A 13,867-nucleotide genomic window follows, 5' to 3' on the forward strand; every position below is an offset into this window, starting at 1 on the left:
ACCCTAGATGCGCTGCTCGTGGAGGTCGCGGACCTCGTGCGCCGGCGCCCACGTCTGGTAGACGCCGAAGTCGAACTCCTCCAGGCCGAGCTGGCGGGCGATCGGCGCCCGGCCGCCCGTGTACTCCACCCGCAGCCAGTTGTCGGCCTCGGCGAGCACCAGGAACGGCGCGCCCCGCCAGGTGCAGGTGGTGCGGACGTAGACCAGCTCGTCGTACTCGTCGGGGGTCAGCACCCGCACGTACCGGCCCGGCCGGATCTCCTCGAAGCCGTCGGCCGGCTGGGTCGTGTAGATCCGCGCGTTGTCCCCGTCGGGAACCGCGTCGAACTCGCGACCCTGCCAGGTCACCACGTACCCGTCGCGCATCACTGCTCACCCACCCGGCGCCACAGCGGACCGTCGTTGTCGAAGATCGCGATCATGTGCTCGCTGCCGTCGGCGTCGATCCGCCACAGCTGCGCGCCGTGCGGCAGCCGGACACTGTCGACCTTGAACTCGGCGATCACGTCGCGGCCCTCGCCCGGGGCGAAGCCGTTGCCGCGGAACGGCGCCCGCTCGATCACCCAGCCGTCCATGGCCTTGAGCGCCTGCTCGTTCTGCCCGCCGTAGGGGATCCGGTACAGGCTGGGCCGATAGGCGGGCCAGCGCAGCACGTACGCCTCCTTGGCGTCGGCCAGGTGCGGCGAGCCCGCGTAGGTCAGGCCCAGGGCGCTGAGCAGCTCGCCCGGGGTGCGCAGATGCTCCACCTCGGTGGCGCGGTGCACGAAGCCGGCCACCCGGTCGTAGCCGCGCTCGAGGTAGTAGTCGACCTGCTCGGGCGGCAACGTCTTCTGCATCACCGTGGCGTGCTGAGCGTCGTCGTTGGCCGGGGCGGGCGCGGGCACCGGCTCCAGCGCGTCGTCGTGCTCGGCCGGTTCGGCGCCCAGCCCGGCCTCGGCCGCCCAGCTCGCCAGGGCGATCACCTGCGGGCCGGGGTACTTCGCGCCGATCGGGCTCTTCGGGTTGACCGCGAACGACCAGGCCGGGTCGGGCCAGTTGCGGATCAGCTCGTAGAACTTGACGCTCACCGTCCGGGTCGGCTCGGCGTAGTGCTCGGCCAGGCGGTCCTTGCTGGTGAAGACGATCAGGAAGGTCTCGCCATCCATCTGCTCGGTGCGGAACGCGAAACCGGACTCGCCGGGCGCGCTGCCCGGGCGGGAGTGGTGCGCGACCGGCACCAGCACCGAGGCGAGCAGCAACGTCGACAGGTAGTGGTCGGTGCTGTGGCCGTCGGCGGCGTCGTAGAGCTCGCGCTCGACGTCGTTGGCCGGGAAGAACGGCTCGGCCGACGACGAGGCCGACAGGCCGGCCGTGCGCGCCGGCGGGGGCGGGACGGCGCCGCGGGCGTCGAGCGGCGGATGCGGCGACGCGCCGGACTGCGGGTATTGCGACGCACCGGACTGCGGGTACTGCGACGCGCCGGACTGCGGGTGCTGCGACGCGCCGGACTGCGGATGCTGGGGCGGGCCGAGCGGCGACGGCTGGGGCGCGCCGAGACGGGCCGGCCGGTCGCTGCCGGGCGCGCCGGGGATGACCGGCGGCGCCAGGCCGGGACGGCTCGCCGGAGGCGCGGCGGGGGACGCGGCCTGCGCGGCGGCGGTGGCGGCGCGCTCGGCCGGCGTCTTGAAGGCCGGGAACGACGTCATCGGGGCGGGCTCGGCGGCCTGGGCGGCCTGCCGGCGCGGCAGCGGCGTGCCGAACCCGGCGGCCGGCTGCCCCGGCGTGAAGGCGGCCCCCTGCGAGCCGGGGGCGGGCGACTGCTGAGCGGCGGCGGCCTGCGGGGACGCCGGGCCTTGCGGGAAGCCACCCGGCGCGGCTTCGGTGCCCGGCTGGGTGGGCTGGCGGCGGGGCAGCTCGGGCAGGCCGGGCGCGGGAGCCGGCGGACCGGAGGCGGCCGGCGCGGACCAGCGGGGATCCAGCGGCGGCTCGGGGACCGGGTTGTCGGCCAGGTGCTCGGGGACCGGCGGCGTGTTCGCCATCGGGGTGCGGACCGGGAGCGGGGCCTTCGGGTCCGGAATCGGGCCGCGCGGGTCCTCGCCGTGGCGGAACGTGGGCCAAGCGCCGGTGGGCGCGTTGCCGGTGGGCGCGTTGCTGGTCGGCAGCGACGGCGGGCGGTAGGCGGACGGAACCCCCGCCGGCGCGGCGGACGACGCTTCCGCGGCGGGGCCGGGCGGGGTGCGCGAGGGCAGGCCGCTCGGCATCACGCCGCTCGGGTTGCGGATGGGCAGCCCGCCGGGCCCGATCTGCGGCCTCTCGGCGCCGGGCGGCACAGCGGCGCCGGGCGGCCCGGAAGTGGCCGGCCCGAAACCGGCAGGCCCAGAAGCGGCCGGCCCAGAAGCGGCGGACCCGGCAGCGGCGGACCCCGGAGCGGCTTGCCCGGGGGTGGCCGGTCCAAAAGCGGACCCGGAAGCGGCTTGCCCGGAAGCGGCTTGCCCAGGAGCGGCAGGCCCGGAAACGGTGCGCCGGGCGGCGGCGGCCGGCCCGGAGAAGGCGAGCGGCGCGGCCGAAGCAGGCCCGGAGGGCCCGGACGACGCGGGTGCGACCGGCGGCGGCGCGGAGATCGGACGAGCGGCCGGTGCGGGCCCCGAGACCGGGCGCGGGCCCGACGGCGACCCGGAGACCGGCGTGGACGACGGCGTGCCCGCCTCGGGCTGCTCCTCGTCGGCGGCCGGGAACTGCGGCATCCGGGTCTGGGCGGCGGCCTGCGCGTAGCCGGGCGGGCCCGCCATCGGCGCGAACGACGTGGACGAGGCGGCGGCCATCGGCGGCGCGCTGGTCGGCTGCGGGTAACCGGCCGCGGCGACGGACGGGACGCTGGCCGGCTGATAGCCCGAGGCGGCGGCCGGCTGCGCGCCGGCCGGCTGCGGATAGCCGGGGCTGGACGCGGGCGGCACGCTCGTCGGGCGCTGCGGATAGCCGGACGGTGGCGCGCTGGTCGGCTGCGGGTAACCGGCCGTCGCGGCGGGCGGCACGCTGGCCGGCTGCGGATACCCGGGGGTGGCCCCGGGCGGCACGTGCGCCGGCTGCGGGTAGCCCGCCGCCGGGGCGGGACGCTGCGAGTAGTCCGTGGCGTCCTGCTGCACGGCGGCCGCGTTCGCGGCCATCGCGGCCGAGTGCAGGTCTTGGATGCGGCCGGGGGCGGCGGCCTTCTCGCGGCCGGGGCCGCGGGTCGGCAGCCGCAGGTCGCCGCGGGACAGCTGGGCGACGAACCAGGCCGGAAGGTAGCCCTCGATCGGCAGGCCGGGGTTGACCGCCAGCCACCACTCGAGGTTGGGCCACGTGTTCGCGAGCTCGGAATACGGCACGCGGCGGGCCGAGCCGTTGTAGTCGGCCAGGCAATGCTCCATCGCCGCCGGGGAGGTGAACGCCAGCACGTGAGTGCGGCCCCCGGTGCTCCAGGTGCCCCAGCCGAGTGGCGTCAGCCCTTGAAGGGCCTCGGCCGACACCGGCAACAGGAGGTCAACGCCGGCGAGGATGCGGAAGTACGACTCCTGGTCGTCGGTGCGCAACGCATCGCGCATCGCGACCTCGGCGTCCGTAGCCGGTTCCCACTCGGACACGTCCACCTCTCCCCACCGCGCGACGAGGCCATCTCAACGCGTACAACCTACAAGGTCAGGCGACGATCACAATGGGGGGCGTTGAGGTGACGGGCAAGTCGTGTCCGAGGCGCCCCCGGTTGGTCGCCAACGGCCCCATTTTGGTCGCTGAACGCGATCATTGAACCACCGATCGTAGTCGCAACGGCCTTTCCGGCCACTACGCGATCGGGGGACATCAAATACGCAACAACGGACTAAACGGCCGGATCAGCCACAGCGGGCTGGTCCGGCCGTTTCGGCGTCGCACGACGCGGGCGCTCACTGGAAGCGCTGAGTCGCCTGCTTTTCCGTCGTGATGTAGTCCTCGGTCGACTGCTCGACCGCGGCCTTGATGTTCTGCAGGATCTGGGTGAGGTCGGTCGACGCCGCCTTCCACTTGGCCTGCCGGGCCGCATACGCCTCCTGGGCGTCGCCGCCCCAGGTCGCCACCAGCGGAGCCGCGGCGCGCTCGAGCTCGTCGAGCTGGCTCTGCATGGTGCTGATGCCCTTGTTGATGTCGGCGGTCGCCTGCTGCAGCGCGCCGAAGTTGACGAGAAGCATTCCGTCGTTGGCCATCTTTTACTAACCCTCCCCGTCGGGGCTCAGAGCGGCAGGCTGAAGCCGCCGCCGCTGTTGGCGACCTTGCTGGCGGCCGTGGTGTCGGTGGCGTCGTAGCCCGCGCCCGACTGGCGGATCGACTCGGCGGTCTCGGACAGAGCCTGGTTCAGCGCCTTGAGGTCGTTCGCGTACTGAATTTTGACCTGCTCGAACGCCTGCGCGCCAAGGCCCTTCCAGGAGCTCTGCAGCGCCGAGAGCTCGTTCATGAGCTGCGACAGCATCGTCTGCAGCCCATCGTTGACACTGTCGAACTTGGTGGCGGTTGCCGCCATCACCTGGGATTCTGCCTGCGTGTAGGCCACCCCGGTCGTCACCCCGCTTTCTCGATCGTGTCGCCGAAGCGCCGGTCATCCCTTGTGGACGGGGCCGAAGGGCCCTCGGCGTATCGACGGTGGCCTTCACGTTAACCCGATCCCGCAACGCGAAAAGGGTGGCCCGTGAGCGGCCGACTCCAGTTTCTTTCTGAACGCTGACGGTAGCGATCCGGTTCAATCGGCGATACCCCGGGATAGCGATCTGTGGATAACTCGTCACCCCCTACGGTGGCCGGGCGGGCCCTACGATGGGCTCCGACAAGGCAGAAGGGTGGTACGCGGTGACGGTGGGAGTGGCGGGCGGGCGGGATTACCGCGACCTCACCGGGGCGGCCGGCCCACTACCCAAGGTCAGCACCGGCCCACGCCGGCGGGGCCGCCTGTTCGGCATCCGCGCGAGCCAGCTCGTCGGCACCCAGGTCGCGGCGGCCGCCCTGCTGATCGGCGCGGTCAACGGCCCGATCGCGCTGGCCGTGGCCGCCGTGCCGGCCGTGCTCATCCTCGCCCTGACTTGGCTGCGGCTGCGCGGGCGATGGGTCTTCGAGTGGATCGGCGTGGCGATGCGCTTCGGCGGCCGCAAGCACGCCGCGCCCCCGGGCCCCGCCATCGGCGCGCTGCTCGAGTTCGCGGCGCCGGGCAGCCGGGTCGAGCAGACCGACCTGGCCGGCGACCCGGCCGCGGTCATCGTCGACGGCCTCGGCCTCACCGCGGTGCTCGAGCTGGGCGACCCGGCCGGGCTGCTCGCCGAGGACTCGCCGACGCTGCCCTCGCCGGCCACGCTGCTGCCGCCGGCCGGCCCCGAGCAGCCACCGGTGTTGATCCAGCTGCTGCTCACCGGCGCCCCGGCGCCCTCGGTGCGGGCCGGCGCCGGCACCCCGGCCAACTCGTACCGGCAGCTCACCGAGGGCCGCCTGCTCGGGCACAGCCGCGCGCTGCTCGCCGTGCGGGTGCTGCGCGCCGAGGGCTGGTCCGACGACGAGCTGCTGCGCACGCTCTCCGGCCTGGTGCGCAAGATGACCCGCCGGCTCTCCGCCGCGCCGGCCCGCCCGCTGGGCGAGGCCGCGGCGCTGCGGGCGCTGGCCGAGATCGCGCACGACGAGGGCGTGGGCGGCGCCCAGGAGGCGTGGCCCGGCCTGCGCGTCGGCGGCCTCGCGCAGACCACGTTCCGGCTGAGCCGCTGGCCCGACACCCGCATCGAGACGTCGCGCCGCCTGGTGCCGCGCATGCTGACGCTGCCGGCGGCGGCCACCACGATCTCGCTGACCGCCGGGCCCCGCCCCGCGCACGGCCCGACCCCGATCGATCTGACCGTCCGGCTCGCCGCGCCCGATCCGGCCACGCTCGGCGTTGCCACCCAGGCGCTGCGCAAGGTGGTGTCGGCCGAGCACGCGCACGTCCGCCGGCTCGACGGCGAGCACCTGATGGGCCTGGCCGCCACGCTCCCGCTCGGCCGCAGCGGGGCGCCCGCGCCCGTGCCCGGGCTGCCGCCCGAGGTGCAGCCGGCCGATCAGTCGGAGGCATTGATCCTGCCGGTCGGCACGTCGGGCCTGATGCTGGGGCGCAACCGGCACGGCAACCCGGTGGTGGTCCGGTTGTTCCGCCCCGAGCAGACGCGCATGCTCCTGGTCGGCGGGGTGCGCTGCGCCCAGCTGATCTCGCTGCGGGCGATGGCGCTGGGCGCCCGGGTCGTCGTGCAGACCGCCCGCCCGCAGGCGTGGGAGCCGTTCGTGCGGGGCGCGGCCGTGCCGGGCGAGTCGATCGCCGTGGTGCCGCCCGGCCGGGCCTTCGAGATCGCGCCCGGCTCGGCCCTGCACCCGCTGCTGGTCGTGGTCGACGTGGGCCCGGTGGGCGCCGACAACCGGCCCGGCGCCGGCTGGCAGGCCACGCTGGTGGTGCGCGACGACTTCGGGCCCGCCGACATCGATGTGGCGTCCCGGGCCGATCTGCTCGTGCTCCAGCCGCTGCGGCCCGAAGAGGCGACGGTGCTCGGTGGGGCGCTGGGCCTCGGCGAGGTGGCACAGTGGATGACCCGGATCCGGCCCGACATGGTGGGTGTGGTCAACCGGCGCGCCGTGCGCTGGGCCGCGCTGGCCGAGACCCCGATCGAAGGCCAGTTGATCGGCGCGCCCACACGCTGAAAAGGTATCGCCGATTGGCATGATCGTGACACCATCCGGTGCCATGGGCATCCTCATCCGGCTGGTGATCACCGCCGTCTCGCTGTGGATCGCGACACTTCTGATCAGCGGGATCGAGCTGACCACCGATTCCGTCCCCCAGAAGATCGCGACCCTGCTGGCCGTCGCGGTCATCTTCGGCATCATCAACGCGGTGCTCCGGCCGATCATCAAGGTGATCGGCTGCGGGCTCTACGTCCTCACGCTCGGTCTGATCGCGCTCGTGGTCAACGGTCTGCTCTTCATGCTGACCAGTTGGATCGCGGGCGAGCTCGGCCTGCCGTTCCACGTGGACGACTTCTGGCCCAGCGCGGTGCTCGGCGCCCTGCTGGTCGGCGTCGTGAGCTGGCTGCTGAACATGCTGGTCCCGGACGGCGACGACTGATCCACCGGCGAAACGGCCGCCCGCCCCACCCGGGGCGGGCGGTCGTGCGTTCCGCCGCGACGGCGGCCGTGAGCTGAGCCATATGCAAGGGGCCGAAGCGAGTCGAGCCCTTACGGTGTTGGCATGAGCGAGGAACGGCGCGGTTATCTGTACGGCCTGGCGGCGTACGTGATCTGGGGTTTCTTTCCGATCTACTTCAAGCTGCTCCAGCCGTCCGGCGCGCTCGAGATCCTCGCCCACCGGGTGATCTGGTCGGTCGTCTTCATCAGCATCCTGCTGGCCGCGGCCCGCAATTGGCGCTTCCTGGCGCGGATCGTGCGCTCGCCCCGGCTGTTCGGCGGGATGTCGGCCGCCGCCGTGCTGATCGCCATCAACTGGGGCACGTACATCTACGGCGTCAACTCGGATCGGGTGGTCGAGACCGCGCTCGGCTACTTCATCACCCCGCTGGTGCTGGTGCTGCTCGGCGTGACCATGGAGCGGGAGCGGCTGCGCCCCTGGCAGTGGGCGGCCGTCGCGATCGGCGGGCTGGCGGTGGTGGTGCTGACCGTCGACTACGGCCGCCTGCCCTACATCGCGCTACTGCTGGCCGCGAGCTTCGGCTCGTACAGCCTGGTCAAGAAGCGCCTCAAGCTGCCGCCGGCCGAGGGCCTGTTCGTCGAGTCGTCGGTGCTGGCGATCCCGGCGCTGGCCTACGTCGCCTGGCTGACCGCGGCCGGGCATGCGAAGTTCGGGCACGTGTCGGTCACGCACAGCGCGCTGATGATCTTTGCCGGGGTGGCGACGGCGGTGCCGCTGATGCTGTTCGCGGCGGCGGCCAACCGGGTGCCGATGGTCGGGATCGGCATTCTGCAGTACGTGGCGCCGATCCTCCAGCTGGCCTGCGGACTGCTCATCTACCACGAGCCGATGCCGCCGGCCCGGCTCGCCGGCTTCGGCCTGGTCTGGATCGCGCTGATCATCTTTACCGTGGACGCGCTGCGCCAGAGGTCGACGCCCGGCCCGGCAGCCGCCACCGCCGAGCCGGTCGCCGCCCTTCCACCCCGCTGATCCGGAATCAGAGGATCAGGGGACGTCGTACGCCAGCAGCACCGCGCCGTCGAACCGCACCAGCTCGATCCGGCTGATGTTGCCGCGGCCGAAGTGGGTGAAGCCCTGCATCGAGAAGACCGCGCCCGGCTCGGCGTCCCAGGAGCCGATCTGCTCCTGGTCGTCGCCGTGGCCGTGCGCGACCAGATGGAACGTCGACCGCTCGGGCGCCGACGAGCTGTAGGTGCAGACCAGGTCGGCCTTGGTGCCGCCGGGCGCACTGGTCAGCCGTACGGTGGCGGAGACCAGCGAGGACGCGTCGACCCTCGTCATCGCGGTCGCCGGGCCGCTCGGCGCACCGCCGGCCGGGGTGTCGCGAGTCCAGGCCAGCACGCCGATGCCGATGAGGCCGACGAGGATCGCCGCGGCGACGGTGCTCAGCACCCGTACGCCGAAATTCTTTCTTCTTCTGCCTTTGGCCGCCGAAGGCGCCGCCAGGTCGCGCAGGGACGCGCCCGGGTGATCGGCGGTCAGGGTCGGGTCGAGGAGCTTCGCGAACTCCTTGGCGTCCAGCCGGGACAGCAGGTCGGGCAGCGTCGAGATGTCGGCGACCGCCTCGCGGCAGAACGAGCAGGTGGCCAGGTGCCGCTCATAGGCGGCGCGCTCGGCCGGCGAGAGGGCACCCAGCACATACGCCCCGTCGTCATGCTCGTGCTCACAGTGCACCCCGTCACCACCCTCCGCTGATCTCCCGCGTGCACCCTGTCTTACGTGGCGGGGCCGCATGAGGTTCAACGGAGTCTTAGACCCCCTCGTCAGGCCGTCATTGCCGTCCGATTTGTCAGGCTGTTGCCGACTCGCCCGCCGACAGGGCCTCGGCCACGTTGCGCGCGGCGCCGGTCAGCTTGGCCCGCACCACCCGCGCCGAGGTCAGCATCTCGGCGGCCGGCAGCGAGCACGCCAGCACCAGCCGGCGCTCGATGTCGCGGTCGGCGACCACGAGCACCGCGGCACAGGCCAGGCCCTGCCGGAACTGGCCCATCTCGATCTGCATGCCGCGCCGCTCGCCCGCCGACAGGTCGGCCTCGAGCGCCTCCGGCGTGACCAAAGTGGCCGGGGTGAACTGCCGCATGCCGTAGTCGCGCAGGTAACGCGCGCGCTGATCCGGGGTCAGCGTGGCGAGCAGGGCCTTGCCCAGCGCGGTGGCATGGCCGCCCTCGTCGAAACCGGGCGCCATGTCGTCGACGAACGGCGAGCGGGCGCCCTCGGCCGAGGCGGTCACCGCTATCCGGCCGCCGACGAAGCGGCCCAGATAGTGGGTGTAGCCGGTGTCCAGGGCGGCCCGGCGCAGCGCCTCGCCGACCGCAGGCGGCCCGCGGAACGCCGAAACCAGCTCACGATATCGATCGGCGATCTCCAGCCCCACGATGTACGTGCCGTCCTCACGACGAATCACGTAGCCCTCGTAGGCCAGGGTCCGCACGAGGTGGTACGTCGTCGCGACAGTCAACTCGCACCGTCGCGCTATCTGCTTCACGGTGAGTCCGCGCGGGGCCCGGCCGACCGATTCGAGGACACGCAACGCGCGTGACACGCTCCGAATCAGATCGGACGGCTCCGCCAGGGGGTCGCGCACAGCTACCTCCGACGCCAGGGACTTACACCATATGAATAATCTTCCCCCGACGGAATGCCAAACAGCATGTGGATCACGATCGATTTACACGAGGTGTGTGGTCATTTGCACTGAACGCGGCCGGATGCATTCTGCCGGCATAGGGTTCGAGCAATGGCCCGCACGCTCGACAACGCATCGACCAGCGTAAACGTCACCCGCCCCGGGAACGCCGCGGTAGGCGCGCTCACCACGACGGCCGCGGTGGCCTTCCCGGTCTTCCTGGTCGGCGGTCTGGCCGTCCAGATAAGTGATGATCTTCGATTCTCTCCGGCCGGGCTCGGGCTCGCGGTCTCGGCCTACTTCGGGGCGAGCGCGCTCGCCTCGCTGCCGGCCGGGTGGCTGGTCGAGCGGTACGGGGCGGCGCGGATCTCCCGGTACGGCATCGCGCTCTCGGCGGTCTCGATGATCGGCATCGCGGTCGCCGCCGATGCACTGTGGAGCCTCGTCGCGATCCTCGCGCTCGGGGCGGGCCAGGCCCGATACCGCTGATCGCCGGGGTGGTGCTCGGCTTCGGACTCGGCTGGTCATGGCCGGGGCTGATGAATTTCGCGGTGGTGCGACTCCACCCGCGGGCGCCGGCCGCCGCCACGTCGATCACGCAGACCGGCGTGTATGCCGGCGGGTGCGTGGGGCCCGGTAACCGCGGACCTCGGGCGCTGCTTACCCCGGGTGAGCAGGGCAAAGGCGGCCCAGGCAAGCGGGGCGAAGCCGCGGTCGGCAACGTGTGGTGGAGCCCAATCACCCACCCCCGAACAGATGCCTAGCTGGTGCGGTCGGCGATGAATTCGCAGAGAGCCTTCATCGCCCGCTTCGCCTCGCCGGCCGGGAGCGGCGCCAGCTGGGCGCGGGCCTCCTCGGCATAGGTCCGCACGGTTTCGCGCGCCCTTTTCATCGCCGCCGACTCGCGCAGCAGCGTCAGCGCCTCGGCGTGCAGGCCGTCGTCGGTGATCGGCCCGGTCGCCAGGATCTCGCGCAGCCGCACCGCGGAGGCGTCGGTGTCGTCGCCGGCCAGCGCATACAGCACCGGCAGGGTCGGCACGCCCTCGCGCAGGTCGGTGCCGGGCGTCTTGCCGGACTGGACCGACTCGGAGGCGATGTCGAGCAGGTCGTCGGAGAGCTGGAACGCGATGCCCATGGTCTCGCCGTAGCCCGCCAGCGCCTCGACGTGCTCGGGCGCCGCACCCGAGAACAGCCCGCCGAACCGCGCCGACGTGGCGATCAGCGAGGCTGTCTTTTCGGTGATGACGTGCAGGTAATGCTCGATCGGGTCGGCGCCGCGCGGGCCCACGGTCTCGGCGATCTGGCCGTGCACCAGCCGCGCGAACGTGCGCGCCTGCAGGTGGACGGCCTCGGGCCCGAGGGAGGCGGCGATGTCGGCCGCGCGGGCGAACAGGTAGTCGCCGACCAGGATCGCCACCGAATTGCCCCAGCGCGAGTTGGCGCTGGCGGCGCCGCGCCGGACCAGCGCCTCATCCATCACGTCGTCGTGGTAGAGCGTCGCCAGGTGGGTCAGCTCCACCACGTTGGCCGCCGCGATGATCTCGGGCGCCCGCGGATCGCCGAACTGGGCCCCGAGCGCCACGAGCAGCGGCCGGAACCGTTTGCCACCGGCATCGGCGAGATGCCGCGCAGCCTCGGCCACCAACGGATCGGCGCTGGCCACGTTGGCCCGGAGCGCCTCCTCCACAGCGGCCAGCGTCGACGTGACCGACGCATCGACCGCGGGGTCGATGTCGAGGCCAAGCGACGACAGCGTCAGATCACCGGTGCTCACCACGCTTTCACGATGCCACATGGGTCCGACACTTCCCGCCCCAGGGGTGTCCGGAACAAGATCAAAATCAAAATCCACCAGGGGTACGCGGTCCACCCGGCAACCGCCGCATCGCCCGGCTGAGTGGGTGGTCACGCTCCGCGCGCCCGACCGGGCTGTCCCGGCGGCCCATCCGGCCCGGCCGAGTGGGTGGTCACCCGCCACGCGCCCGACCGGCTGTCCCGGCGGCCCAGCCGGCGCAGCCGAGTGGTGGTCACCCGCCGCCCGCCCGACCGGGCGGCGGCACAGCCGGCCGGGCTGATCAGATACGGCCAGCCGCAAGGACCCGTGCGGCTCGTCAGGGCGCGATCACGCGGACGGCCAAACGGCGGACGGCCGGGTTGTGGCGGGCCAAGCGGGCTCGCGACTGCGCCCGGCTGACGCGGCGTGGGTTGCGGCGCCAGATGCCGTCCAGCAGGTCGTCGACGCCCACGGGTGCGCAGACCTCCAGGCAGTCGTCGCCGGCCAAGCGGACGGCCACCGAGATGGCCCGCTCGGGCCAGGTAGCCACGCCATCGGCGGCCGAGGTGAGCGGCGGGACCGGATCGCCGCCGAATGTGCGGTGATACCAGGGGTGCACGGCCGCCTGGTTGATCGCCTCCCACGGGACCTCCGGGCGGAGCGCTCATGGGGTATCACATTCGGACTCATGCACAACGGGCCCCGGCGGTTGCCGAGGCCCGTTCGTCGATCGACGGTCAGCGGACGAACTGCGCCGCGTCCCGGGTCAGGTCGATCAGCGGGGCCGGCACCACGCCCAGCGCCAGCGTGGCGACCACGCCGATGGTCAGGGCAGCCGAGGTGAGGAAGCCGGGGATGGACACCGTCGGGGTGGTCTCGCCGGGCTCGCTCAGCCAGAGCAGCACGATCACCCGCAGGTACGGGAAGGCGATCAGCATGCTGGTGATCACACCGAAGATGACCAGCCAGGTCTGGCCGCCCTCGATCGCCGCGCCGAAGACCGCGAACTTGCTGGTGAAGCCGCTGGTCAGCGGGATGCCGGCGAACGCCAGCAGGATGAACGAGAAGGTCAGCGCGAACAACGGACTCTTGCGCCCGAGCCCGGCCCAGCGGGACAGGTGGGTGGCCTCGCCGTCCGCGTCGCGCACCAGCGTGACGATGCCGAACGCGGCGAGCACCGAGAAGCCGTACGCGACCAGGTAGAACATCGTGCTGCTCAGGCCCTCCTTGTTGAGCGCCAGCACGCCCACCAGGACGTAGCCGGCGTTCGCGATCGAGGAGTAGGCGAGCAGCCGCTTCATGTCGGTCTGCGTCACCGCGAGGACCGCGCCGACCAGCATGGTGAGGACCGCGACCGTGCCCAGGACCGGCTGGAAGTCCCAGCGCACGCCCTCGAACGCTACGTACAGGATCCGCAGCAGCGCGCCGAACGCGGCGACCTTGGTGCAGGCCGCCATCAGCGCGGTGATCGGGGTGGGCGCGCCCTGGTAGACGTCGGGCGTCCACACGTGGAACGGCGCCAGCGCGGCCTTGAACAGCAGGCCGATGGCGACCAGCGCGAGACCGCCGTACAGCAGGATCTCGCTCTGGGTCGGGTTGGCCACCGCCGCGTGCACCTCGCTGAGCGCGATGCCGCCGGAAAAGCCGTAGATCAGCGCGACGCCGAACAGGAAGAACGCCGACGCGTACGAGCCGAGCAGGAAGTACTTGAGCGCGGCCTCCTGGCTGAGCAGGCGGCGCCGGCGGGCGAGCGCGCACAGCAGGTACAGCGGCAGCGAGAAGACCTCGAGCGCGACGAACATGGTCAGCAGGTCGTTCGCCGCGACGAACAGCAGCATGCCGCCGAGCGCGAAGGTGGTCAGCGGGTAGACCTCGGTCGCGCCGGGCTGGTCGCCGGCCTGCCGCAGGTCCTTCTGCGAGCCCACCGTGATCGCGGCCTGCGCGACGAACGGGCCGCCCCGCTCGATCGACCGCTCGCCGATCAGCATCATCGAGACCGCGCCGAGCACCAGGAGGGTGCCCTGCAGAAACAGCGTGGGCCCGTCGACCGCGACCGCGCCGCCGATGGTGACCTTCCGGGTGCCGTGCTCGACGATCACCATGACGAACGCCGCGATGATCGCCAGGAAGGACAGGCTCAGCTGGACCGTGTGCCGCGACCGGCGCGGGACCAGCCCCTCGATGACGATCCCGACGCAGGCCGCCCCGAAGAGGATCAGCATTGGCGCCAGCGCGCCGTAGTCGATCTCGGGAAGTTTGAGCGCTTCCATGG

The 13,867-nt window shown here is 72.6% G+C and carries 12 protein-coding genes and 1 pseudogene; 4 read left to right on the top strand and 9 right to left on the bottom strand.

From position 1 onward, the window contains the following. Positions 1-3: 3 nt before the first annotated feature. From ACFQS1_RS10285 to ACFQS1_RS10300, 4 genes are all read right to left on the bottom strand, one after another. Positions 4-366: a hypothetical protein gene (locus ACFQS1_RS10285; RefSeq protein ID WP_378966191.1), complete on the bottom strand. Its 363-nt coding sequence runs from the start codon at positions 364-366 to the stop codon at positions 4-6. Further along, the gene (locus tag ACFQS1_RS10290; protein ID WP_378966193.1) at positions 366-3,599 is read right to left on the bottom strand and encodes an SseB family protein; all 3,234 of its coding nucleotides are present in this window, start codon (positions 3,597-3,599) and stop codon (positions 366-368) included. Before ACFQS1_RS10290 ends, ACFQS1_RS10285 begins: the two co-directional genes overlap by 1 nt. Before the next feature lie 300 nt (positions 3,600-3,899). Next, positions 3,900-4,196, bottom strand: a complete 297-nt coding sequence (locus ACFQS1_RS10295; protein ID WP_378966195.1) for a WXG100 family type VII secretion target — start codon at positions 4,194-4,196, stop codon at positions 3,900-3,902. A 26-nt stretch (positions 4,197-4,222) separates the two neighbouring features. Then, positions 4,223-4,552, bottom strand: a complete 330-nt coding sequence (locus tag ACFQS1_RS10300) for a WXG100 family type VII secretion target (RefSeq protein ID WP_378966198.1) — start codon at positions 4,550-4,552, stop codon at positions 4,223-4,225. Between the two features lie 281 nt (positions 4,553-4,833). Here ACFQS1_RS10300 and eccE point away from each other — a divergent pair, with 281 nt between their 5' ends. The 3 genes from eccE to rarD all read left to right on the top strand — a co-directional run bounded on the left by eccE (position 4,834) and on the right by rarD (position 8,164). Continuing rightward, entirely contained in the window at positions 4,834-6,690 is a 1,857-nt protein-coding gene (gene eccE, locus ACFQS1_RS10305; protein WP_378966200.1) for a type VII secretion protein EccE, read from the top strand. A 43-nt stretch (positions 6,691-6,733) separates the two neighbouring features. Next, positions 6,734-7,114 (top strand): phage holin family protein, encoded by a 381-nt coding sequence (locus tag ACFQS1_RS10310; protein ID WP_378966202.1) that lies wholly within the window; start codon positions 6,734-6,736, stop codon positions 7,112-7,114. A gap of 123 nt (positions 7,115-7,237) precedes the next feature. Further along, entirely contained in the window at positions 7,238-8,164 is a 927-nt protein-coding gene (gene rarD, locus ACFQS1_RS10315) for an EamA family transporter RarD (protein ID WP_378966204.1), read from the top strand. A gap of 15 nt (positions 8,165-8,179) precedes the next feature. On the opposite strand, the gene ACFQS1_RS10320 is transcribed toward rarD, so the two are convergent. Next, on the bottom strand, positions 8,180-8,869 hold the full coding sequence (locus ACFQS1_RS10320) for a zf-HC2 domain-containing protein (RefSeq protein ID WP_378966206.1): 690 nt from the start codon (positions 8,867-8,869) through the stop codon (positions 8,180-8,182). Between the two features lie 115 nt (positions 8,870-8,984). After that, complete coding sequence (locus tag ACFQS1_RS10325; protein WP_378966209.1) at positions 8,985-9,779, bottom strand: IclR family transcriptional regulator; 795 nt, start codon at positions 9,777-9,779, stop codon at positions 8,985-8,987. A gap of 153 nt (positions 9,780-9,932) precedes the next feature. On the opposite strand from ACFQS1_RS10325, the gene ACFQS1_RS10330 reads away from it, so the two are divergent. Beyond that, positions 9,933-10,310, top strand: a complete 378-nt coding sequence (locus ACFQS1_RS10330) for an MFS transporter (protein ID WP_378966211.1) — start codon at positions 9,933-9,935, stop codon at positions 10,308-10,310. A gap of 271 nt (positions 10,311-10,581) precedes the next feature. On the opposite strand, the gene ACFQS1_RS10335 is transcribed toward ACFQS1_RS10330, so the two are convergent. From ACFQS1_RS10335 to nuoN, 3 genes and pseudogenes are all read right to left on the bottom strand, one after another. Next, a complete protein-coding gene (locus ACFQS1_RS10335) occupies positions 10,582-11,574 on the bottom strand; it encodes a polyprenyl synthetase family protein (protein WP_378966379.1) in 993 nt (330 codons plus the stop codon). 358 nt (positions 11,575-11,932) lie between these two features. Continuing rightward, a pseudogene (locus tag ACFQS1_RS10340) lies at positions 11,933-12,241 on the bottom strand (nucleotidyltransferase family protein); the annotation flags it as partial. Between the two features lie 91 nt (positions 12,242-12,332). Then, entirely contained in the window at positions 12,333-13,865 is a 1,533-nt protein-coding gene (gene nuoN / locus ACFQS1_RS10345) for an NADH-quinone oxidoreductase subunit NuoN (RefSeq protein WP_378966214.1), read from the bottom strand. Positions 13,866-13,867: the final 2 nt, after the last annotated feature.

Origin of the sequence: Paractinoplanes rhizophilus (genome assembly GCF_042664765.1) — a bacterium.
GTDB lineage: Bacteria > Actinomycetota > Actinomycetes > Mycobacteriales > Micromonosporaceae > Actinoplanes > Actinoplanes rhizophilus.

What these genes read in the sequence shown, in the direction of transcription:
- ACFQS1_RS10285 (WP_378966191.1), bottom strand. Translation starts at nt 366, where the DNA reads ATGCGCGACGGGTACGTGGTGACCTGGCAGGGTCGCGAGTTCGACGCG.
- nuoN (WP_378966214.1), bottom strand. Translation starts at nt 13,865, where the DNA reads ATGGAAGCGCTCAAACTTCCCGAGATCGACTACGGCGCGCTGGCGCCA.
- ACFQS1_RS10295 (WP_378966195.1), bottom strand. Translation starts at nt 4,196, where the DNA reads ATGGCCAACGACGGAATGCTTCTCGTCAACTTCGGCGCGCTGCAGCAG.
- ACFQS1_RS10310 (WP_378966202.1), top strand. Translation starts at nt 6,734, where the DNA reads ATGGGCATCCTCATCCGGCTGGTGATCACCGCCGTCTCGCTGTGGATC.
- rarD (WP_378966204.1), top strand. Translation starts at nt 7,238, where the DNA reads ATGAGCGAGGAACGGCGCGGTTATCTGTACGGCCTGGCGGCGTACGTG.
- ACFQS1_RS10330 (WP_378966211.1), top strand. Translation starts at nt 9,933, where the DNA reads ATGGCCCGCACGCTCGACAACGCATCGACCAGCGTAAACGTCACCCGC.